Below are 21,703 nucleotides of genomic sequence, written 5' to 3' on the forward strand. Positions count from 1 at the left end.
CCAGATGTGGAAGCCCGGTAACGGGTGAAGCTGACTGGTACTAATAGGCCGAGGGCTTGTCCTCAGTTGCTCGCGTCCACTGTGTTAGTTCTGAAATAACGAACAGCTGTGTCCATGCCAGCGTTCAAATTTCATAGTGTTTCGGTGGTCATAGCGTTAGGGAAACGCCCGGTTTACATTCCGAACCCGGAAGCTAAGCCTTTCAGCGCCGATGGTACTGCAGGGGGGACCCTGTGGGAGAGTAGGACGCCGCCGAACAACCCGCCCTTTTAGCTCAGTCGGTAGAGCGTCTCCATGGTAAGGAGAAGGTCAACGGTTCGATTCCGTTAAAGGGCTCCAAAATGAAAAGGCCCCCGCTATCTGGCGGGGGCCTTTTTGCGTTTCAAGGCCTCCGCCAGCCGACGGGGGCCTTCCTGTCAAGCCCCGACTTTTCGGGCCGTGACCAGGGGCGCCGCTCGGGGCGCAATGGGATCACGGATGACGAACGGGGAGGCGGACAGCCCCCTCGCCGCATCCGCAGATCGAGCCCCCGACCTGCGGAAGGACCCTCTCATGAGCATCGAAAAGATCCGACGCATCGCCTTCATGATCGTGACGGCCTTGGAGCCCGGTAGCGCCCCCTACTCGTCGGCCTCGGCCGACCAGGGCACCGCTCCGGCGAGTGCCGGCTCCGCTGCCGACGCCCCTGACACGGTCCACGACAACGGCAGGACGGGCTGGGCCACGGAGATGGCGTCCCCGTCATTCATGATCTTGTCAGCGCGGCTGCGGTAGTTCGGTAGAAAGGGGAGGCTGGCCGGCCTCATTCGCCTTCGCGCTGGTGAGGGACACGGAAGGCCAGGATGGCCATGTCGTCCGAGGCGGGCTCGGCCGCGAAGCGTTCCACCGCGCGCAGGACGCGGGAGGCTACCGCGCCGGCCGTGAGGCCCGTGCAGGTGGTGAGGACCTCGGCGAGGCCGTCGTCCCCCAGCATGCGGGTGCCCTCGCGGCGCTCCGTCACCCCGTCCGTCACGCACAGCAGGACGTCGCCCGGGTGCAGGGTGAGGGTCTGCTCGTAGAGGGACAGGTCTTCCATGACGCCGAGCAGCGGCTGGGGGTCCGCGGCCGCCTCGACCACGCCGCTCGGGCGCAGCCGCAGGGGGAGCGGGTGGCCCGCGCAGACGACCTTCATCAGGGCGCCGCCGTCGGGCTGGGGGTGGAGTTCGCCGTAGAGGAGGGTGAGGAAGCGGCTGCGGGCGCCCTCGTCGAGGATGGCCGCGTTGAGGCGTTCGAGGACGGCCGGGCCGCCGAGGCCCTCGCGGGCCAGCAGGCGCAGGGCGTGCCGGGCGAGGCCGGTGACGGCGGCCGCCTCGGGGCCCGTACCGCAGACGTCGCCGATGGCGAAGCCGTACACGCCGTCGCGGATCGGGAAGACGTCGTAGAAGTCGCCGCCCACCTCGTTGCCCTCGCCGGCCGCGCGGTAGATGACCTCGACCTCCATGCCGGGGATGGCGGGGGAGCCGGGCGGCAGCAGGCTGCGCTGGAGGGAGCGGCTGATCGCGGTGCGCTCGGAGTAGAGGCGGGCGTTGTCGAGGGCGAGGGCGGCCCGACGGGAGAGGTCTTCGGCGAGTTCGAGGATCTCCTGGCGGAAGTGCTCCTCCCGCGGCTTGCCGAGGGTGAGCATGCCGATCACGCGGTTGCGGGCGAGGAGCGGGAGGACCACCGTCTCGCCGCCGACCGCGAGGGCCGTCTCGGGCCAGGGGCGGGCGCCGGCCTCCCGGACCGGTTCCGGCGGGCTGACCCGGGAGAGCAGGGCCTTGAGGCCGTCGATGCGCTCCTCGTCCTCGTGCAGGACGTAGGAGAGGTACGGGTCGGAGGACTGGTCGGCGATCGTGTAGACGGCGCACCAGGTGGCGAGGGTCGGGACGGTCATCTGGGCCATGAGGGCCAGGGTCTGGTCCCGGTCGAGGGTGCCGGCCAGCAGGTCGGAGGCCTCGACGAGGAAGGAGAGGGAGCCGCGGCGCAGCCGTTCCAGTTCGCCGAGGCGGGCCGATTCGACGGCCAGGGCGATGCGGTCGGCGGCGAACTGGAGGTGCAGGGCCTCTTCGTTCGAGTAGCGGCCGGGGGTTTCGGCGGCGACGCCGAGTGAGCCGGTGAGCCGGCCTTCCACCTTGAGGGGGACGGTGACCGCGGAGCGCATGCCGGTGGATTCCAGGAGCGGGACGGCTCCGGGGACGGCGACGAGGTCGTCGTGGACGGCGGGCATGCGGGCGGAACCGTACCGATTGGTGCCGGCCTCGACGGGGACGCGGGCGAAGCGCTGGCGGGTGGAGGGCAGGCCCGTGGTGGCGCGGACCTCCAGCTCGGTCTCGTCGTCGGTGGCGAGCAGCAGGAAGGCGGCGTCGGCGTCGAGGAGGTCGCGGGCCCGTTCGACGGTGCGCTGGAGGAGTCCGTCGAGGTCGTCGGGGGCGGGGGAGCCGATGAAGACCTCGAAGGGGTCCGCGGGGCGCGGATCGGTGAAGTGGCCGCTGTCGGTGCTGGGGACCCGTACGGGGGTCTGGAGGAGGGCGCGCTCGTCGTCGTGGACGAGGAGGCAGACGATGGACGGCTCGCCGTGGGCATCGCGGACCCGCAGGTGGGAGGCGTAGACGGGGATCACGCGGCCGTCGGAGCCGCGGAGGCCGTAGCTGCCCTCCCAGCGGGACAGCCGCAGGGCCTCGGCGATGCCGGTGCCGGTGCCGGGGGTCTGTGGCCAGGCGGCGAGCTCGGCGAGCTGGCGGCCCACGACCTTCTCCGCGGCGTAGCCGAAGATGTGCTCGGCGTCCTCGTTCCAGGCGGAGATGGAGTCGGCCGAGTCGATCTGGAGCACGGCGACGCGGACGCGGCTGTCGGCGAGGGGGAGCAGCTGGTCGGGGACGACGGGGCCGGCGGAGCGGGTACCGACCGGCCGGTCCGGAAGGTCCAGGCGGAACCACACGTGTTTGTGCGTGGCCGTGTATTCGACGCCCCAGCGGGTGGCGAGCGCGGCGCAGAGCATCAGGCCGCGGCCGTTCTCGCGGTCGGGGTCGGCGTACGGGCGCTCGCCGGGGTGCCGGAGCGGGAGCTCGCGCTCCGGGTACCGGTCGGCGACCTCGACCCGTACGCCGCCCTCGGCGCGCAGGCACAGGACCTCGGCCCGGGTTCCGGCGTGGACCACGGCATTGGTGACGAGCTCGCTGGTGAGGACCACCGCGTCGTCGACGATGTCCGCGAAGCCCCAGCCCTGCAGGGTGTCGCGGACGAACGCGCGAGCGGCGGCGACCGAACGCCCGAGGGGATCGAAGCTGGCAGCCGCCCGTGCCGTGATCACTAGTCTCCTTCGACGCGGTTGGACATCGGGTGCCAGGTTACTTACCTTCGCGGTCGGCATGTTGCCGTCGTCGGGGAATCCACCCGCAGGGTACGGCGGGTGTGCGATGGTGCCGAAGTGTTATGGCCGGGTTCGGCCAGGGTGAAACACTGGGCAGGCTTGAAGAGCCGGGCAGGCACACTCGACGCCCGGTGGAACAGCGGTCGACCCTTTCGGGAGGGACACGGTGGAGTCTGGCGCAGCGGTGCGGCGTACAGGAACGCGGCCGAAGGGCGGACGTTCCCGGCGCGGTGGTACGACGGAGGTCGATACCGCCGCACTGAACCGGCTGCTCACGGCCCTGGTGTCGATGCGGGACGGGAACTTCCGCAAGCGGCTGACGGTGTCCGGCGAGGGCGTGATGGCGGAGATCGCCGCCGTCTACAACGAGGTCGCCGACCGCAATCTCCACCTGACCGGGGAGCTGTCCCGGGTGCGGCGGATGGTGGGCCGCGAGGGCAAGCTGAGCGAACGGCTGGAAACGGGCGCTTGCGAGGGCTCCTGGGCGGCCGCGATCGATGCCTCGAACCAGCTGGTGGACGACCTGGCCCGGCCGGTGTCCGAGGTGGGCCGGGTGCTGTCGGCGGTGGCCGAGGGTGATCTGGACCAGCGGATGGACCTGCGGACGCAGAGCCCCGAGGGGGTCGGGCATCCGCTGCGCGGGGAGTTCCTGAAGGTCGGGCGCACGGTCAACAACCTGGTCGACCAGCTGTCCGCGTTCACCGACGAGGTGACGCGCGTGGCGCTGGAGGTGGGTACCGAGGGCAAGCTCGGCGGGCAGGCCCAGGTGCGCGGAATGTCGGGTTCCTGGAAGGATCTGACCGACTCCGTCAACACGATGGCGTACCGGCTCACCGCTCAGGTGCGTGATATCGCTCTCGTGACGACGGCGGTCGCCAAGGGCGATCTGTCGCGCAAGGTCACGGTGCACGTGGCCGGCGAGATGCTCCAGCTGAAGAACACCGTGAACACGATGGTGGACCAGCTGTCGTCCTTCTCCTCCGAGGTGACCCGTGTCGCCCGCGAGGTGGGTACCGAGGGCGAGCTGGGCGGCCAGGCGAAGGTGCCCGGGGTCGCGGGTGTGTGGAAGGACCTGACCGACTCGGTCAACACCATGGCCGGCAACCTGACGGCCCAGGTGCGCGGGATCGCGCAGGTGACGACGGCGGTCGCGAACGGTGACCTGTCGCAGAAGGTACGGGTGAGCGCGCGCGGCGAGGTCGCGCAGCTGGCCGAAACGATCAATCAGATGACGGAGACGCTGCGGACCTTCGCGGACGAGGTCACGCGCGTGGCCAGCGAGGTCGGTGCGAAGGGGACACTCGGCGGCCAGGCGCAGGTGCCGGGTGCCGCGGGGACGTGGAAGGACCTCACCGATTCGGTGAACACGGTCTTCCGCAACCTCACCACGCAGGTGCGGGACATCGCGACGGTGACGACGGCGGTGGCCAACGGCGACCTGTCGCAGAAGGTCACCGTCGATGTGGCCGGCGAGATGCTGGAGCTGAAGAACACCGTCAACACGATGGTGGACCAGCTCCAGTCCTTCGGTGCGGAAGTGACGCGGGTGGCCCGTGAGGTCGGCGTCGAGGGTGAGCTGGGCGGTCAGGCGCAGGTGCCGGGTGCGGCGGGCACGTGGAAGGACCTCACCGACTCGGTGAACACCGCGTTCCGCAACCTCACCGGGCAGGTCCGCAACATCGCGCAGGTGACGACGGCGGTCGCCAACGGCGACCTGTCGCAGAAGGTCACGGTGGACGTCTCCGGCGAGATGCTCCAGCTGAAGAACACCGTGAACACCATGGTCGACCAGCTGTCCTCCTTCGCCGACCAGGTCACGCGGATGGCGCGGGACGTGGGTACGGAGGGCCGGCTCGGCGGCCAGGCACGGGTGGAGGGGGTGTCCGGTACCTGGAAGGAGCTCACCGACTCCGTCAACTTCATGGCCGGCAACCTGACCTCTCAGGTGCGCCAGATCGCCCAGGTGACGACGGCGGTGGCGCGCGGCGACCTGTCCCAGAAGATCGACGTGGACGCCCGGGGCGAGATCCTGGAGCTGAAGAACACCATCAACACGATGGTCGACCAGCTCTCGGCCTTCGCCGAGCAGGTGACCCGGGTGGCCCGGGACGTGGGTACGGAGGGCCGGCTCGGCGGCCAGGCGCAGGTGCCCGGGGTGGCCGGCGTATGGCGTGACCTCACGGACTCCGTGAACGGCATGGCCGGGAACCTGACCTCGCAGGTGCGCAACATCGCGCAGGTCGCCACGGCGGTGGCGCGCGGTGACCTCTCGCAGAAGATCGACGTGGACGCCCGGGGCGAGATCCTTGAGCTGAAGAACACCCTGAACACGATGGTCGACCAGCTCTCGAACTTCGCGGAGCAGGTGACGCGGGTGGCCCGCGAGGTGGGCACGGAGGGCATCCTCGGCGGTCAGGCGGAGGTGAAGGGGGTCTCCGGTACCTGGAAGGACCTCACCCAGTCCGTCAACTTCATGGCGAACAACCTGACGTCGCAGGTGCGCAACATCGCCGAGGTGACCACGGCCGTGGCCATGGGCGATCTCTCGAAGAAGATCACCGTCGACGCCAAGGGCGAGATCCTCGAACTGGTCACCACCGTCAACACGATGGTGGACCAGCTGTCGTCGTTCGCGGAGCAGGTGACGCGGGTGGCCCGCGAGGTGGGCTCCGAGGGCATCCTGGGCGGTCAGGCCCGGGTGCGCGGGGTGACGGGCATCTGGAAGGACCTGACCGACAACGTCAATCTCATGGCCAACAACCTGACCTCCCAGGTGCGCAACATCTCCCAGGTCTCGGCGGCGGTCGCCAACGGCGACCTGACGAAGAAGGTGACGGTCGAGGCGCGCGGCGAGGTCGCGCAGCTCGCCGACACGGTCAACACGATGGTGAAGACCCTGTCCTCGTTCGCGGACGAGGTCACGCGCGTGGCGCGCGAGGTGGGTACGGAGGGCCGCCTGGGCGGTCAGGCGCACGTGCCGGGCGTCTCGGGGACCTGGAAGGACCTCACCGACTCGGTGAACTTCATGGCCTCCAACCTCACCGGCCAGGTGCGGCAGATCGCCATGGTCACGACCGCCATCGCCAAGGGCGACATGACCAAGAAGATCGACATCGATGCCCGCGGCGAGATCCTGGAGCTCAAGACCACCATCAACACGATGGTCGACCAGCTGTCGTCCTTCGCCGACCAGGTGACCCGGGTGGCCCGCGAGGTGGGTACCGAGGGCATCCTCGGCGGCCAGGCCCGGGTCCGGGACGTGGACGGCACCTGGCGGGACCTGACCGAGTCCGTGAACGAGATGGCCGGGAACCTCACCCGGCAGGTGCGCGCGATCGCGGCCGTGGCCACCGCGGTGACCCGCGGCGACCTGAGCCTGAAGGTCGACGTGGACGCGGCGGGCGAGATCCAGGTCCTCCAGGACAACATCAACACGATGATCGTCAACCTGCGCGACACCACCTTGGCCAACAAGGAGCAGGACTGGCTCAAGGGCAACCTCGCCCGGATCTCCGCCCTGATGCAGGGCCGCCGGGAGCTCGACGACGTGGCCTCGCTGATCATGAGCGAGCTCACCCCGGTGGTGTCCGCGCAGCACGGCGCCTTCTTCCTGGCGCTGCCGGCCGGCGGCACCACCGAGATCGGGACGGAAGGGGGCGCGGACGGCTCGTACGAGCTGCGGATGCGCGGGAGCTACGCGTACGCGGGCGGCCAGATGCCCATCTCCTTCCGGCCGGGGGAGGGGCTGATCGGGACGGTCGCCGAGGAGAAGCGGACGATCCTTGTCGAGAACACCCCGCCCGGCTATCTGAAGATCTCCTCGGGGCTCGGTGAGGCGCCGCCGGCGCACGTGATCGTGCTGCCGGTGCTCTTCGAGGGGAAGGTGCTCGGCGTCATCGAGCTGGCCTCCTTCACGCCCTTCACGCAGATCCAGAAGGACTTCCTCAGTCAGATCGCCGAGATGATCGGTACGAGCGTCAACACCATCAGCGTCAACTCCAAGACGGAGATGCTGCTCAAGCAGTCGCAGGAGATGACCGAGCAGCTGCGCGAGCGTTCCGACGAGCTGGAGAACCGGCAGAAGGCCCTGCAGGCCGCCAACGCGGAGCTGGAGGAGAAGGCCGAGCTGCTGGCCCAGCAGAACCGGGACATCGAGGTGAAGAACACCGAGATCGAGGAAGCCCGGCAGGTCCTGGAGGAGCGTGCCGAGCAGCTCGCGGTCTCGATGCGCTACAAGTCCGAGTTCCTGGCGAACATGTCGCACGAGCTGCGGACCCCGCTCAACTCGCTGCTGATCCTCGCCAAGCTGCTCGCCGACAACGCGGACGAGAACCTCTCGCCGAAGCAGGTGGAGTTCGCCGAGACCATCCACGGCGCGGGTTCCGACCTGCTCCAGCTGATCAACGACATCCTCGACCTGTCGAAGGTCGAGGCCGGGAAGATGGACGTCTCGCCGACCCGGATCGCGCTGGTCCAGCTCGTGGACTACGTGGAGGCCACCTTCCGGCCGCTGACGGCGGAGAAGGGCCTGGACTTCTCGGTGCGGGTCTCCCCGGAACTGCCCGCCACCTTGCACACCGACGAGCAGCGGCTGCTCCAGGTGCTGCGCAACCTGCTGTCGAACGCGGTGAAGTTCACCGACGGCGGTGCGGTGGAGCTGGTGATCCGGCCGGCCGGGGCCGATGTGCCGACGGCGATCCGCGAGCAGCTGCTGGAGGCCGGTTCGCTGCGGGAGGCGGACGCGGACCTGATCGCCTTCTCGGTCACCGACACCGGGATCGGGATCGCGGCGAGCAAGATGCTGGTGATCTTCGAGGCGTTCAAGCAGGCGGACGGGACGACGAGCCGCAAGTACGGCGGCACGGGCCTGGGGCTGTCCATCAGCCGGGAGATCGCCCGGCTGCTGGGCGGCGAGATCCACGCGGCCAGCGAGCCCGGCCGCGGGTCCACCTTCACGCTGTACCTGCCGCTGCACCCGAGCGAGCTGCCCCCGCAGGGGTACGCCCCGCCCACGCCCGGCGGCGGCCGCGGCGATCTGTACCGCCGTTCCCTGGACGGGATGCGGCCCGCGCGGCCGGTGTCGCCGGCCGGGACCGCGGCCCTGCCGTCGGCGCAGCCGCAGCCGGTGCGGCCCGCCCTGTCGGCGACCGAGTCGGCCGGGCAGGGGCAGGGCGGCGGGGCCGCGCTGTTCCGGCGGCGGCGTAAGGCGCTGAGCGACCTGGAGCCGCGTACGGCGGTGCCGGGGCAGCCGAACGCGGTGGGGGCGGAGGACGCCTGGGCCAACCCGGAGGAGGAACTTCCGGTGGTGCCGCGGACGTACGACTTCCACGGCGAGAAGGTGCTCATCGTGGACGACGACGTACGCAACGTCTTCGCGCTCACCAGCGTGCTGGAACAGCACGGGCTGGCCGTGCTGTACGCGGAGAACGGGCGGGAGGGAATCGAAGTCCTGGAGCAGCACGACGATGTGACGGTCGTGCTGATGGACATCATGATGCCCGAGATGGACGGGTACGCAACGACCTCGGCGATCCGGCGGATGCCGCAGTTCGCGGGGCTGCCGATCATCGCCCTGACGGCCAAGGCCATGAAGGGGGACCGGGAGAAGGCGATCGACTCCGGGGCTTCCGACTACGTCACCAAGCCGGTCGACCCCGACTACCTGTTGTCGGTGATGGAGCAGTGGATGCGCGGGAAGTGACCGCCCGGAGAGCGAACGGATACCAATTGCTGACTCACTGTGGCCGGGGCGGTGTGGGAGCCCGGTAAACGGGGAACCTTCTGCTCTCCCACCACGTTTCTGCTTCGTGCACAGTGACATCTTGGTGACAGGGTGTGGCGATCTCGGGACTGGGGCTACGATGACCGGCACAAGGACGGACGGCGCAAGGATGTCGTCCTCTGGGGCGGGGCCCGGCGCACAGGCCGGAGCCAGGAGCCGGGGAGGCCCCATGCCGGGGCGAGGAGGACAGGGCATGGTGCAGAAGGCCAAGATCCTCCTGGTCGATGACCGGCCGGAGAATCTGCTGGCGCTGGAGGCCATCCTCTCCGCGCTCGATCAGACACTGGTCCGGGCATCGTCCGGGGAGGAAGCGCTCAAGGCGCTGCTGACGGACGATTTCGCGGTCATCCTGCTGGATGTGCAGATGCCGGGGATGGACGGATTCGAGACGGCCGCGCACATCAAGCGGCGGGAGCGGACCCGGGACATCCCGATCATCTTCCTCACCGCGATCAACCACGGTCCGCACCACACCTTCCGCGGCTACGCGGCGGGTGCGGTGGACTACATCTCCAAGCCCTTCGACCCGTGGGTGCTGCGGGCCAAGGTCTCGGTCTTCGTCGAGCTGTATACGAAGAACTGCCAACTGCGGGAGCAGGCGGCCCTGCTGCGGCTCCAGCTGGAGGGCGGCAGCTCGAACGGCGTGGACGGCAGCAAGGAGACGGCCGGACTGCTGGCCGAGCTCTCCGCGCGGCTCGCGGCGGTCGAGGAGCAGGCCGAGGCGCTGACCAAGCAGCTCGGCGAGGATTCGGCCGACGCGGGCGTGGTGGCGACCGCGGCCCATCTGGAGCGCAAGCTCACCGGACTGCGGCGGGCGCTCGACGCGCTGGAGCCCGGGACGGCCGGAGGGGCTCCGGTTCTGCCCTCGCAGAACTGACCTCGCCCGCGTCGGGTCTGGCGGTGCGTCAAGGCGCGGTGCGTCACAGCACGGTGCGTCACAGCGCAGTGCGTGAAAGCGCACCGTGTCAAAGCGCCTACGGAGCCGACGACACGAACGGGTGAAGGGGTGGGCACGCGTGTCCACCGGCGCGTGCACCGGTAACCTCGGGCCCATGGCCTCAAGTACGTCCGGCAAGGGTTCCCAGAGCGCCGCGGGCACCGCGAAGGGCCGCACCGGCCGTACGACGGCGCCGGCGAAGAAGACGGCCCCCGCGCGCAAGCCCCCCGCGAAGAAGGCCGCGCCCGCCAAGCGCGCCCCGGCCAAGAAGGCCGCGGCCAAGCCCGCGCCCTCCCCGACGGGAGGTGTGGTGCGGCTGGTGCGCGCCGTGTGGCTGGGCTGCGCGCACGCGGTCGGCGCGGTCTTCCGCGGGATCGGCCAGGGGGCCAGGAACCTCGACCCGGCCCACCGCAAGGACGGCGTGGCGCTGCTGCTGCTCGCCCTCGCGCTGATCGTCGCCGCCGGAACCTGGTCGAATCTGAGCGGTCCCGTCGGGGAACTGGTCACCATGCTGATCACCGGCGCCTTCGGACGACTGGATCTGCTCGTGCCGATCCTGCTGGGCGTCATGGCGGTACGTTTCATCCGCCATCCCGAGCAGACCGACGCCAACGGCCGCATCGGCATCGGGCTCTCCGCCCTGGTCATCGGGGTCCTGGGCCTGGTCCACATCGCCTGCGGGGCGCCCGGCCGCGGCGAGGGCACCGCCGCCATGCAGGACGCGGGCGGGCTCATCGGCTGGGGCGCCTCCAAGCCGCTGATCTTCACCATGGGCGCGCCGCTGGCCGTGCCCATGCTGGTGCTGCTCACGATCTTCGGGCTGCTGGTGGTCACCGCGACCCCGGTCAACGCGATCCCGCAGCGGCTGCACAGGCTCGGCATCCGGCTCGGGATCATCGCCCAGAACGAGGATGCCGACGGCGATTACGTCTACGAGGAGGGCGAGGGCGGCGCCGCCGAGCGGCGGGACCGCCATGACGCGGAGCGGTGGCGGGCCCTCACCGGCTCCGACGCGGGCTCCGGCGACCCGGTGGACGCCGTCGAGGAGGATGCGCTCGCCCGGCGGCGCAGGCCGCGCAGGACCGCCGCCGGGCCGGCCATGGACCGCGAGATGGACGCCGTCGACGTGGCCGCGGCGGCCGCCGCCGCGCTGGACGGGGTGGTCTACGGCGGCATGCCGCCCTCCCCGCTGGTCGCCGACCTCACGCAGGGAATCAGCGTGGAGCGGGAGGGTGCGGAGCGCACCGCCCCGGTGCCGACCGCCCGCGGGGAGCGTCCCGTACCGGCTGCCGCTCCCGAGGCCCCGGCCGGGCAGCCGCACGCCACCACCGCCGCGGCCTCCGGGACGCTGTCCGTGCCGGATCTGACCAAGGCGCCGCCGCAGACCCAGGCGCTGCCGCCGCGCGCCGAGCAGCTCCAGCTGCGCGGGGACATCACGTACGCGCTGCCCTCGCTGGACCTGCTGGAGAAGGGCGGGCCCGGCAAGACCCGCAGCGCGGCCAACGACGCCGTGGTCGCCTCGCTGCGCAACGTGTTCACCGAGTTCAAGGTCGACGCGGACGTCACCGGTTTCACCCGGGGCCCGACGGTCACCCGGTACGAGGTCACCCTGGGCGCGGCGGTGAAGGTCGAGCGGATCACCGCGCTGACCAAGAACATCGCCTACGCCGTGGCCTCGCCGGACGTGCGGATCATCAGCCCGATCCCGGGCAAGTCGGCGGTCGGCATCGAGATCCCGAACACCGACCGCGAGATGGTCAACCTGGGCGACGTGCTGCGCCTCGCGGACGCGGCCGAGGACGACCACCCGATGCTGGTCGCGCTCGGCAAGGACGTCGAGGGCGGCTACGTCATGGCCAACCTCGCCAAGATGCCGCACGTGCTGGTGGCCGGCGCCACCGGCTCCGGCAAGTCCTCCTGCATCAACTGCCTGATCACCTCCGTCATGGTCCGGGCCACCCCCGAGGACGTCCGGATGGTGCTGGTGGACCCCAAGCGGGTGGAGCTGACGGCGTACGAGGGCATCCCCCACCTGATCACGCCGATCATCACCAACCCCAAGCGGGCCGCCGAGGCGCTCCAGTGGGTCGTGCGCGAGATGGACCTGCGCTACGACGACCTGGCCGCCTTCGGCTACCGGCACATCGACGACTTCAACCAGGCCATCCGCGACGGCAAGATCAAACTGCCGCCGGGCAGCGAGCGGGAGCTCAGCCCGTACCCGTACCTGCTCGTGATCGTCGACGAGCTGGCCGACCTGATGATGGTGGCCCCGCGGGACGTCGAGGACTCGATCGTCCGCATCACCCAGCTGGCCCGCGCGGCCGGCATCCACCTGGTGCTCGCCACCCAGCGGCCCTCGGTGGACGTGGTCACCGGCCTGATCAAGGCGAACGTGCCCTCGCGCCTCGCCTTCGCCACCTCCTCGCTCGCCGACAGCCGGGTCATCCTCGACCAGCCCGGCGCCGAGAAGCTCATCGGCAAGGGCGACGGGCTGTTCCTGCCGATGGGGGCGAACAAGCCGGTCCGCCTCCAGGGCGCCTTCGTCACCGAGGACGAGATCGCCGGGATCGTGCAGCACTGCAAGGACCAGATGGCGCCCGTCTTCCGGGAGGACGTCACCGTCGGTCAGAAGCAGAAGAAGGAGATCGACGAGGACATCGGCGACGACCTGGACCTGCTCTGCCAGGCGGCGGAGCTGGTGGTCTCGACGCAGTTCGGCTCCACCTCGATGCTCCAGCGCAAGCTGCGGGTGGGCTTCGCGAAGGCCGGACGGCTCATGGACCTGATGGAATCGCGGGGAATCGTCGGCCCGAGCGAGGGCTCGAAGGCGCGCGACGTCCTGCTGAAGGCCGACGAGCTGGACGGCGTGCTCGCCGTCATCCGCGGGGAGGTGCATCCATAGAGAAATCGCGGGCAACCGTTTCCCTTGGGCGCGCGTCCAGTTGAAGGGAGGTGGCGGCACTGCGCTCGGCGCCGGGCCGCCGCACCGACCGGGACCTCCCGTCGCCATTCGGATGGCGTAGGAAGTGCACCCTCCGGTTGCTCCACCCTTTCGTCACCCCCCTAGACTGGACATCCAGCAGGTGGCTACACGCTCGAAAGGCGCCCACGTGTCCATCGGCAACTCCAACTCCCCCGAAGAAGAGCGGCCTTCGACCGACGACCGGTCCGAGGACCGCATCGTCGAACGCTCGGTCGAAGAACCGTCCATCGGGACGGCCCTCAAGAAGGCCCGGATCGCCGCCGGGCTCACAGTCGACGAGGTCAGTTCCACCACCCGCGTGCGCATCCCGATCGTGCACGCGATCGAAGAGGACGACTTCACGCGGTGCGGCGGCGACGTCTACGCCCGCGGTCACATCCGTACGCTCGCCCGCGCCGTGCACCTCGACCCGGCACCCCTGGTCGAGGCCTACGACGCGGCCCACGGCGGTCGGCCGGCACCCACCCCCGCCGCACCGATGTTCGATGCCGAGCGCATCCGCCCCGAGCGGCAGCGGCCCAACTGGACCGCCGCCATGGTCGCCGCCATCGTCGCCGTGATCGGCTTCGTGGGCTTCACCGCCTTCAGCGGCGGCGACGAGAAGGACAAGCGGCCGGTGGCGGAAGGTTCCGCCTCCCCGAAGCCCGCCGCACCCAAGCAGACCGGCGGGAAGCCCGCACAGCCCCAGCAGACCCCGCAGGCGCCCAAGCCGGAGCCTTCGGACAGCGCCATCGCCGCCGCGCCCAAGGACCTCGTCACGGTCGTCCTGACGGCCGACACGGGCGAGAGCTGGATCTCCGCCAAGGACTCCACCGGCCGGCTGCTCTTCGACGGCACCCTCATGCAGGGCGAGTCCAAGACCTTCACGGACAAGGAGTCCGTCGACCTCGTGCTCGGCGACGCCGGGGTCGTGAAGCTCTTCGTGAACGGCAAGGAGATCAAGGACGACTTCCAGCCGGGTCAGGTGGAACGTCTCACTTACACCAAGGCGGACCCCCTCCAGGACCAGCCCCAGGCGGGCTGACCCGAGGCCGCCCTAGGGCGGAAGGTTTGAATCCGGATCCCCGGGGTGCTGCGCCGCACTCCGGGGATCTTGCTGTACGGGGACTTGCGGCTGGGGCCGACGCCGGGACGAAGTAGTCTTGAGTCCATGCCCGAACGCCGTACCGTCGCCCTTGTCACTCTTGGCTGCGCCCGTAACGAGGTGGACTCGGAGGAGCTCGCAGGCCGCTTGGCGGCGGATGGCTGGGAGCTCGTCGAGGACGCCGCCGATGCGGACGTAGCCGTCGTCAACACCTGCGGCTTCGTCGAAGCCGCCAAAAAGGACTCCGTAGACGCCCTGCTGGAAGCCAATGATCTGAAGGATCACGGCAAGACCCAGGCCGTCGTAGCCGTCGGCTGTATGGCCGAGCGCTACGGCAAGGAGCTCGCCGAAGCGCTTCCCGAGGCCGACGGCGTGCTCGGCTTCGACGACTACGCCGACATCTCCGACCGCCTCCAGACCATCCTCAACGGCGGCATCCACGCCTCCCACACCCCGCGCGACCGGCGCAAGCTGCTGCCGATCAGCCCGGCGCAGCGCCAGGACGCCGCGGTGGCCCTCCCGGGCCACGCGCAGGCGCCCGCCGAGGAGCCGGCCGAGGCTCCCGCCGACCTGCCGGACGGGCTCGCACCCGCCTCCGGGCCGCGCGCGCCGCTTCGCCGCCGCCTGGACAAGAGCCCCGTGGCCTCGGTCAAGCTGGCCTCCGGCTGCGACCGGCGCTGCTCCTTCTGCGCCATCCCGTCCTTCCGCGGCTCCTTCATCTCCCGCCGCCCCAGCGACGTGCTGGGCGAGACCCGCTGGCTGGCCGAGCAGGGCGTCAAGGAGATCATGCTGGTCTCCGAGAACAACACCTCGTACGGCAAGGACCTCGGCGACATCCGGCTGCTGGAGACCCTGCTGCCGGAGCTGGCCGAGGTGGACGGCATCGAGCGCGTCCGCGTCAGCTACCTCCAGCCCGCCGAGATGCGGCCCGGCCTGATCGACGTACTCACCTCGACCCCCAAGGTCGTGCCGTACTTCGACCTCTCCTTCCAGCACTCGGCCCCCGACGTGCTGCGCGCCATGCGCCGCTTCGGTGACACCGACCGGTTCCTGGAACTGCTGGACACCATCCGCTCCAAGGCCCCGCAGGCCGGCGTCCGGTCCAACTTCATCGTCGGCTTCCCCGGCGAGAAGGAGTCGGACTTCGCCGAGCTGGAGCGGTTCCTCACCCACGCGCGGCTCGACGCCATCGGCGTCTTCGGCTACTCGGACGAGGACGGCACCGAGGCCGTCACGTACGAGAACAAGCTGGACGAGGACACCATCGCCGAGCGCCTCGCCCACATGCAGCGGCTCGCCGAGGAGCTCACCTCGCAGCGCGCGGAGGAGCGGATCGGGGAGACCCTGGAAGTACTCGTCGAGACGGTCGTCCCGCTCGACGAGGCGGAGGAGGGCGAGGGCGCCTACGGGCGCGCCGCCCACCAGGCCCCCGAGACCGACGGCCAGGTCGTCTTCACCGACGGCGCGGGCCTGGTCCCCGGGCGTATCGTCACGGCGAAGGTGGTCGGCACCCTGGGTGTGGACCTGGTGGCCGAGCCCCTGGGCATGGATCTTGAGGAGGCGGCCGGATGACCGGAGTCCCGGCATCTGCGGCGGGCGGGACCGGCCGCCGGCCGGCGCCCGGCGCGAAGCTGGGGGCCGCGGCGGTCAATCAGGCCAGCCTGTGGAACATCGCCAACATCCTGACGATGATCCGGCTCGTCCTGGTGCCGGGATTCGTCCTGCTGCTGCTCGCCGACGGGGGCTACGACCCCGTCTGGCGGGCCTGGGCCTGGGCGGCCTTCGCCGTCGCCATGATCACGGACATCTTCGACGGGCACCTGGCCCGGGCGTACAACCTGGTCACGGACTTCGGCAAGATCGCCGACCCGATCGCCGACAAGGCGATCATGGGGTCGGCGCTGATCTGCCTGTCCTGGCTCGGTGACCTCCCCTGGTGGGTGACCGGGGTGATCCTCGGACGCGAGCTCGGGATCACGCTGCTCCGCTTCTGGGTCATCCGCTACGGCGTGATTCCGGCCAGCCGCGGCGGCAAGATGAAGACCCTGGCCCAGGGCACGGCCCTGGGCATGTACGTGCTCGCGCTGACCGGGCCGCTGGCGACCTTGCGCTTCTGGGTGATGGCGATCGCCGTCGTGCTGACCGTCGTCACCGGTTTGGACTACATCCGCCAGGCGGTCGTGCTGCGCCGCCAAGGTCTCGCCGCGGAGCGGGCCGAGAGGTGACGTACGCGGCGGGGGATTCTGCGGCGGCGGAGGCCGGCGCCGGAGGGGTCGGAGCGGTCGAAGTGGCCGCGGACGTGTTGCGGCTGCTTGCGGAGAGTGACCTGTCCCTCGCCGTGGCCGAATCCCTGACCGGCGGCATGGTGGCCGCCGAGCTCACGGCCGTCCCCGGCGCCTCGCTGTCCTTCCGTGGCTCGGTCACGGCGTACGCGACGGAGGTCAAGCACCGGGTCCTGGGGGTGGACGCGGCACTGCTCGCGGCCGAGGGCGCGGTGAACGCGCAGGTCGCGGCCGAGATGGCGGCCGGTGTGCGGCGGCTGATGGGCGCTTCGTGGGGAATCGCGACCACCGGAGTGGCCGGTCCGCAGCCACAGGACGGGCAGCCGGTGGGCACCGTCTTCATCGCCGTGGACGGTCCGGGGAGCAGGAAAACGGCCCGGCTGAGGTTGAAAGGCTCCCGTGCGGAAATTCGTAGGGAGAGTGCACGCACAGTGCTCGAGCTTCTCTCAGGCCAACTCCGTGAGAATGCGCGGAGGCAGGATACGGAACAGAACGGGGGGATTTGATGTTTGCAGCCCTGAGTGAACACGACATCGCTCCCCGCACGGCCGCGGCGCGAGGCGGTACGGTGGGGCGTGAAGGATGCGGCTACACGGTCAGAGGAGGGAGCCACCGATGATTCTGCTCCGTCGCCTGCTGGGTGACGTGCTGCGTCGGCAGCGCCAGCGCCAGGGCCGTACTCTGCGCGAAGTCTCCTCGTCGGCCCGAGTTTCGCTCGGCTATCTCTCCGAGGTGGAGCGGGGGCAGAAGGAGGCATCCTCCGAGCTGCTCTCCGCGATCTGCGACGCGTTGGACGTACGGATGTCCGAGCTGATGCGCGAAGTCAGCGATGAACTGTCGCTGGCCGAGCTGGCACAGTCGGCCGCGGCAAGCGAACCGGTGAGTGTGCCGGTCCGCCCGATGCTCAATTCGGTCTCCATGGCTTCGGTCACGGGGCCGGAGCGGGTGACCATCAAGGCGCCTGCGGAAGCGGTGAATGTCGTAGCCGCGTGAGCGAGCACGTGAGCGTTTGAGTGTGGCCGGAGCCCCGGCCGGTGCGTGGAGCACCGGTCGGGGCTCCCGGCCGTTCTGGGTGCGGGGGCGAGGGGCGTGCGGGAGGATGGGGCCGTACGGGTCCTGGCCCCTGGGAGGTAGCCGTGCGGCGGTTACTGCGGATACCTGCGGCGTTGGCCCTCGCGCTGGCGGTCGGGGTGCTGTGGTGGTGGGCCGTGCTGCGGCTGCTGCTGGCGCCCGAGGAGTCCGGGGCCGTGGAGGGCGCGGTGGCGGTGGGCGGCTGGGGACTGGGGCTGCTGCCGGTGCACTGTGTGCCGGGCCCGGTGCGGAAGGCCCGGCGGCGGGCTGCGGGAGCGGACTCGGCCGGCGGTTCTGGTGGGGCCGATGGCACCGGCGGTGCTACCAGGGCATCGACACTCCACCGTTCGGGCGAAGGATCTGGCCGGTCATGAAGGACGAGGCGTCCGAGGCCAGGTAGAGCACCGCCTGGGCGATGTCCTCCGGCTCGCCGACCCGGCGCAGGGGGGACATGCGGACCATCGCCGCCTCGGTCTGCTCCTGGACCTCGGGGCTGTGGCGGCCGGTCATGGGGGTGCGGATCCACCCGGGGGCGACGGCGTTGACCCGTATCCCGTGCGGGCCGGCCTCGGTGGCGAGGGTCTTGGTCAGCTGGACGACGGCGGCCTTGGCGGCGCTGTAGCAGAGCAGGCCGGGCTGGGCGGCGTCCACGGCGCCGGAGGCCATGGTGATGATCGAGCCGGGTCGGCTCGCCGCGATCATGGAGCGGGCGGCTTCCTGGCAGGTGCGCAGGACCCCCTTGAAGTTGATGTCCAGGACCCGGTCGAGGTCCTCGTCGGTCGTGTCCAGGACGCTGCTGGTGTGCATGACCCCGGCGATCGCGGCGGCGACGTCGAGCGGTCCCGCCGCGGTGACGGCAGCGCGCAGGGCGGCCCGGTCGGTGACGTCGAGGGGGTGGACGGTGGCGTTGCCGCCGGCCTTGGCGATGAGGGCCGCCGTCTCGGCGAGGCCCTCATCGTCGCGGTCCGCGCAGTGCACGTACGCGCCCGCCCCGGCGAGGAGGAGGGCGGTGGAGCGGCCGATGCCGCTGGCGGCGCCGGTGACCAGTGCGGTGCGGCCGGTGAGGTCGTACGAGGCTGTGGGTGTGGGCATGCCGGGACCGTACGAGGGGATCTGACGGGTCGTCAACTGCTCTGGCGGGGCTCCTCGTACACGTGCCAGCGGGTGATCAGGCCGTCCTGGACGGTGGCGGTCCAGTGGGCGGGCCCGGCGAGGCGGGGGTCTGTGCACTCGGAGTACCCGGCGGCGCTGACGACGTCGTGGTGCACGACCACCGAGGTGAAGACGTTGCGGTAGTCCGGAAAGGCGGCGAAGAAGCCGCGCCAGGCGTCCAGGCAGGCCTGTTTGCCGGTCAGGACGGTGCCCGCGGAGTCGACGAAGGTGTGGTCCTGCGACATCAGGGCGGCCAGGCCGTCGAGGTCGCGGGCGGTGATGCGGTCGTTGAAGGCGAGGGCGGCCGCCCTGGGATCGCCGCCCACGGGGCCGCTTTGGCAGCGGGGGCACCAGTACGTGGGGCGGTCGTCCTGCGGGGCCTCGCGGACCGGGGCGCCGCAGCGCAGGCAGGGCCGGTGGGCGCGCCCGTAGACGAAGAGCTCCTGGCCGGGGCGGCGGATTCCGGTGGTGTTGCGGGGGCTGTGGCCGGGGCCGATGTTGGCCGTGAGCAGGCGGTGGGCGGCGCCCGGGATCTTGGCGAGGGTGGCTGCGGGGACGTCGCCCACCGGCGTCCAGGGGGTCACCCGGGCCATGAAGCAGAGCTCGGCCTTGTAGATGTTGCCGATCCCGGCGAGGTTGCGCTGGTCGAGCAGGGCCTCGCCGAGGGGGCGCTCGGGGGCGGAGCGGAGGTTGGCGGTGGCGCGGTCGGGATCCCAGTCCGGGCCGAGGAGGTCGGGGCCGAGGTGGCCCACGGCCCGGTCCTCCTCGGTGGTGCGCAGCAGTTCCAGGACGGGCAGGCGGTAGCCGACGGCGGTGTACTCCGCGGTGCCGAGCACGGCCCGGATCTCATGGGCGGGGCCGCCGCGCCAGCGCTCGCCGGTGGCGAAGACGTGCCAGGCGCCGTCCATGCGGAGGTGGCTGTGCAGGGTCAGCCCGCCTTCGATCCGGGCCAGGAGGTGCTTGCCGCGCGGTGCCACCTCCAGGACCGTCCGGCCGGTGAGGTCGGCGGTGGCCAGCCGCGGCACGCGCAGGTCGCTGCGGGTCAGCGGCCTGCCGGCCAGGGCCGCGTGCAGGCGGTCCGCGGCTCGCCGGACGCTGTCTCCTTCGGGCATGCCCTCATTGTGCGCGTCGGTGGCGTCCGGTGGCGTCCGGCGGCCTCCGGCGGTGTCCGGCGGTGTCCGGCGGCGGTGTGCGGCGGCGTGGGCGTCCGGCGCGTCCGGCGCGGCGGACCGGGCCGGTCGAGGTCGCGGTCTTCAATGACCCGTGGGGCCGCAGGAGGGTCCTGCACGAGAGCGCGGGCCCAGACGCGGGAGAGAACGCGGGCGGCAACCGCCCGAACGGGAAGGGAGCATCGGCATGAAGGTCGCAGTCCTCGGAACCGGCGGCGGAGGCCGTGCGCACGCCGCCAAGCTGCTGGAACTCGGTCACGAGGTGTACGTCGGCACCCGGGACTCCCAGGTCACCCTCAGCCGTAACGAAACCGACTTCATGGGGATCGACCCCTTCGGGCAGTGGCTCGCCGAGCACCCGGGCATCGAGCTCCTGAACTTCGACGCCGCCGCGTCCGCCGCCGACTTCGTCATCAACGGGATCGACGGGGCCAACGCCGTGCGCGTGCTCAGCGGGATCGGCGTACACCTGGCCGGCAAGACCCTCATGGACTACGCCGTCCCCTTCATCTACAACCCCGAGCAGGCCCACCCCTGGCCCACCCCCTGGGGGGTGATGCCCGCGCTGGACCCGGTGGACCACGACAGCCTGGGGGAGCGGATCCAGCGCGCTCTCCCTGCGGTCAAGGTGGTCAAGGCCTGCGTCACCCAGGAGCAGGAGACCGCCGTCGACCCGAAGGCCGTGGCCGCAGGGGACCACACGACGTTCATCGCGGGCGACCACGACGACGCCAAGGCCGAGGTCACCGCCCTGCTGCGCGACTACGGCTGGCAGGACGTGCTCGACCTCGGTCCACTGGTCTCCTCCCGCGGCATGGAGATGTACACGCACCTGCACAGCGCGATCCAGTTCGCCCTCGGCGGCGCCCGCTTCGGCATCAAGGTGATGCGCTGACGGCGGAGCCGGCCGGGCGGGGGCGTGCGAAGGGCCCCGGCCCCCGTGGTGGCCGGGTGCCGCCGCGGGGGCCCGGTGGTTGCGCCCGGTGGTTGCGCCGGGCGAGGCGGTGGCGCCCGGTGGTGGGGGCTACTTCCAGGCGATGCCCTTGCTGTTGCTCGCCGCGTTGTACGGGTTGCCGCGGTACTCGGCCCCGGCGACCTTCGTCTGGGCGGACGGGGCGAGGGCCATCGTGCAGATGGTCTGCGTCTGGCCGTTGGTGAAGCCCTTCGGCATGGACTCCTCCTTGCACTTCTCGAACTTGCCGATGACCGCCAGGCTCTGGGCGTCGGTGCCGTCGCCGAGCAGGCCCTTGACGTGGCCCACCGCGGCGTACGACATGTCCGTGGTGCCGATGTTCTTGACCGTGTAGCGGATGTAGTACGGGACCTTGCCGTTCGCCTTGTCGCCGAGCCCCAGCCCCTCCAGGTCGACGGGGGTGCCCTGCTCGATCGCGGTGACGGTGAGGGCGAGCTTGCTGCCCTTGAAGTCTCCGTAGTCGTACGGGATCTGCGCGGCCTCGCCGATCTTGAAGGTCTGGCCGGGCTTCGCCACGCCCGCGGCCCCGGCGGGGGCCTCGCTGCCGCCGGTCGACGGGCTGGCCGGGGCGCTGGAGGCGGCCGGGGCGCCGGCCCCGGCGGACTTGCCCGGCTGCGCCGGAGTCACCTCCCCGTTGCCGCTCTCGCAGCCCGTCAGGGCCAGGGTGCCGACGACCGCCAGGCCGACCGCGCCCAGGGTGGTTCCACGCATGCTGATGGTGCTCACTCTTCTATTCCCCCATGACCGTGCATCGCCCATGCGATGCCTATGATCATCTTCATAAGGGATGGATAAGTGTCTGTTCCAGCTCAGCGGCGGCCGGCGACGGTTCTGTGACGTGCCCAAGACATCAGCGGAACAGTCGCTACCGTTTTTGAG

At 70.8% G+C, this 21,703-nt stretch carries 15 protein-coding genes, 1 tRNA gene and 1 rRNA gene; 13 read left to right on the top strand and 4 right to left on the bottom strand.

Features of this window, described 5'->3' with window-relative positions; genetic code table 11:
- Nucleotides 1-140 precede the first annotated feature (140 nt).
- The 3 genes from rrf (at nt 141) to ACZ45T_RS14920 (ending at nt 774) form a co-directional block, all read left to right on the top strand.
- Nucleotides 141-258, top strand: a 5S ribosomal RNA gene (rrf, locus tag ACZ45T_RS14910).
- 5 nt (nt 259-263) lie between these two features.
- Nucleotides 264-339, top strand: a tRNA-Thr gene (locus ACZ45T_RS14915).
- Nucleotides 340-552: 213 nt separating this feature from the next.
- The gene (locus tag ACZ45T_RS14920; protein ID WP_468441159.1) at nt 553-774 is read left to right on the top strand and encodes a hypothetical protein; all 222 of its coding nucleotides are present in this window, start codon (nt 553-555) and stop codon (nt 772-774) included.
- Between the two features lie 28 nt (nt 775-802).
- On the opposite strand, the gene ACZ45T_RS14925 is transcribed toward ACZ45T_RS14920, so the two are convergent.
- Complete coding sequence (locus ACZ45T_RS14925; protein ID WP_468441161.1) at nt 803-3,388, bottom strand: SpoIIE family protein phosphatase; 2,586 nt, start codon at nt 3,386-3,388, stop codon at nt 803-805.
- 166 nt (nt 3,389-3,554) lie between these two features.
- On the opposite strand from ACZ45T_RS14925, the gene ACZ45T_RS14930 reads away from it, so the two are divergent.
- The 9 genes from ACZ45T_RS14930 to ACZ45T_RS14970 all read left to right on the top strand — a co-directional run bounded on the left by ACZ45T_RS14930 (nt 3,555) and on the right by ACZ45T_RS14970 (nt 17,904).
- Entirely contained in the window at nt 3,555-9,089 is a 5,535-nt protein-coding gene (locus ACZ45T_RS14930; protein WP_468441163.1) for a HAMP domain-containing protein, read from the top strand.
- A gap of 274 nt (nt 9,090-9,363) precedes the next feature.
- Nucleotides 9,364-10,047 (top strand): response regulator, encoded by a 684-nt coding sequence (locus ACZ45T_RS14935; protein WP_360892641.1) that lies wholly within the window; start codon nt 9,364-9,366, stop codon nt 10,045-10,047.
- Between the two features lie 175 nt (nt 10,048-10,222).
- Entirely contained in the window at nt 10,223-13,012 is a 2,790-nt protein-coding gene (locus ACZ45T_RS14940; RefSeq protein ID WP_468441165.1) for a DNA translocase FtsK, read from the top strand.
- Nucleotides 13,013-13,220: 208 nt separating this feature from the next.
- Nucleotides 13,221-14,117 (top strand): helix-turn-helix domain-containing protein, encoded by an 897-nt coding sequence (locus tag ACZ45T_RS14945; protein WP_468441167.1) that lies wholly within the window; start codon nt 13,221-13,223, stop codon nt 14,115-14,117.
- Nucleotides 14,118-14,243: 126 nt separating this feature from the next.
- Nucleotides 14,244-15,749, top strand: coding sequence for a 30S ribosomal protein S12 methylthiotransferase RimO (gene rimO, locus ACZ45T_RS14950; protein WP_468441169.1), 1,506 nt, complete (start codon nt 14,244-14,246; stop codon nt 15,747-15,749).
- Complete coding sequence (pgsA, locus tag ACZ45T_RS14955) at nt 15,746-16,402, top strand: CDP-diacylglycerol--glycerol-3-phosphate 3-phosphatidyltransferase (protein WP_468441171.1); 657 nt, start codon at nt 15,746-15,748, stop codon at nt 16,400-16,402. The genes rimO and pgsA overlap by 4 nt, the downstream gene beginning before the upstream one ends.
- A gap of 62 nt (nt 16,403-16,464) precedes the next feature.
- Nucleotides 16,465-16,965 carry a CinA family protein gene (locus ACZ45T_RS14960; protein ID WP_468441173.1) on the top strand — a complete coding sequence of 167 codons (501 nt, stop codon included), beginning with the start codon at nt 16,465-16,467 and terminating at the stop codon, nt 16,963-16,965.
- Nucleotides 16,966-17,074: 109 nt separating this feature from the next.
- Nucleotides 17,075-17,452 carry a helix-turn-helix domain-containing protein gene (locus tag ACZ45T_RS14965; protein WP_202199433.1) on the top strand — a complete coding sequence of 126 codons (378 nt, stop codon included), beginning with the start codon at nt 17,075-17,077 and terminating at the stop codon, nt 17,450-17,452.
- A gap of 143 nt (nt 17,453-17,595) precedes the next feature.
- Nucleotides 17,596-17,904, top strand: a complete 309-nt coding sequence (locus ACZ45T_RS14970) for a hypothetical protein (RefSeq protein WP_468441175.1) — start codon at nt 17,596-17,598, stop codon at nt 17,902-17,904.
- On the opposite strand, the gene ACZ45T_RS14975 is transcribed toward ACZ45T_RS14970, so the two are convergent.
- Together ACZ45T_RS14975 and ACZ45T_RS14980 are read right to left on the bottom strand one after the other, a co-directional pair.
- The gene (locus ACZ45T_RS14975) at nt 17,852-18,622 is read right to left on the bottom strand and encodes an SDR family NAD(P)-dependent oxidoreductase (protein ID WP_468441177.1); all 771 of its coding nucleotides are present in this window, start codon (nt 18,620-18,622) and stop codon (nt 17,852-17,854) included. The genes ACZ45T_RS14970 and ACZ45T_RS14975 overlap by 53 nt on opposite strands.
- A gap of 32 nt (nt 18,623-18,654) precedes the next feature.
- Nucleotides 18,655-19,794, bottom strand: a complete 1,140-nt coding sequence (locus tag ACZ45T_RS14980) for a nuclear transport factor 2 family protein (protein WP_468441179.1) — start codon at nt 19,792-19,794, stop codon at nt 18,655-18,657.
- A 244-nt stretch (nt 19,795-20,038) separates the two neighbouring features.
- Here ACZ45T_RS14980 and ACZ45T_RS14985 point away from each other — a divergent pair, with 244 nt between their 5' ends.
- On the top strand, nt 20,039-20,746 hold the full coding sequence (locus ACZ45T_RS14985; protein WP_468441181.1) for an NADPH-dependent F420 reductase: 708 nt from the start codon (nt 20,039-20,041) through the stop codon (nt 20,744-20,746).
- Between the two features lie 129 nt (nt 20,747-20,875).
- Here ACZ45T_RS14985 and ACZ45T_RS14990 read toward each other — a convergent pair whose 3' ends face one another.
- A complete protein-coding gene (locus ACZ45T_RS14990; protein WP_468441183.1) occupies nt 20,876-21,550 on the bottom strand; it encodes a hypothetical protein in 675 nt (224 codons plus the stop codon).
- Nucleotides 21,551-21,703 lie beyond the last annotated feature (153 nt).

It is taken from the genome of Streptomyces sp. NPDC030995, assembly GCF_055571215.1.

Coding starts and splice junctions, on each gene's coding strand:
- ACZ45T_RS14920 (WP_468441159.1), top strand. CDS start 553: ATGAGCATCGAAAAGATCCGACGCATCGCCTTCATGATCGTGACGGCC.
- ACZ45T_RS14925 (WP_468441161.1), bottom strand. CDS start 3,388: ATGCCGACCGCGAAGGTAAGTAACCTGGCACCCGATGTCCAACCGCGT.
- ACZ45T_RS14935 (WP_360892641.1), top strand. CDS start 9,364: ATGGTGCAGAAGGCCAAGATCCTCCTGGTCGATGACCGGCCGGAGAAT.
- ACZ45T_RS14940 (WP_468441165.1), top strand. CDS start 10,223: ATGGCCTCAAGTACGTCCGGCAAGGGTTCCCAGAGCGCCGCGGGCACC.
- rimO (WP_468441169.1), top strand. CDS start 14,244: ATGCCCGAACGCCGTACCGTCGCCCTTGTCACTCTTGGCTGCGCCCGT.
- pgsA (WP_468441171.1), top strand. CDS start 15,746: ATGACCGGAGTCCCGGCATCTGCGGCGGGCGGGACCGGCCGCCGGCCG.
- ACZ45T_RS14965 (WP_202199433.1), top strand. CDS start 17,075: ATGATTCTGCTCCGTCGCCTGCTGGGTGACGTGCTGCGTCGGCAGCGC.
- ACZ45T_RS14975 (WP_468441177.1), bottom strand. CDS start 18,622: ATGCCCACACCCACAGCCTCGTACGACCTCACCGGCCGCACCGCACTG.
- ACZ45T_RS14980 (WP_468441179.1), bottom strand. CDS start 19,794: ATGCCCGAAGGAGACAGCGTCCGGCGAGCCGCGGACCGCCTGCACGCG.
- ACZ45T_RS14985 (WP_468441181.1), top strand. CDS start 20,039: ATGAAGGTCGCAGTCCTCGGAACCGGCGGCGGAGGCCGTGCGCACGCC.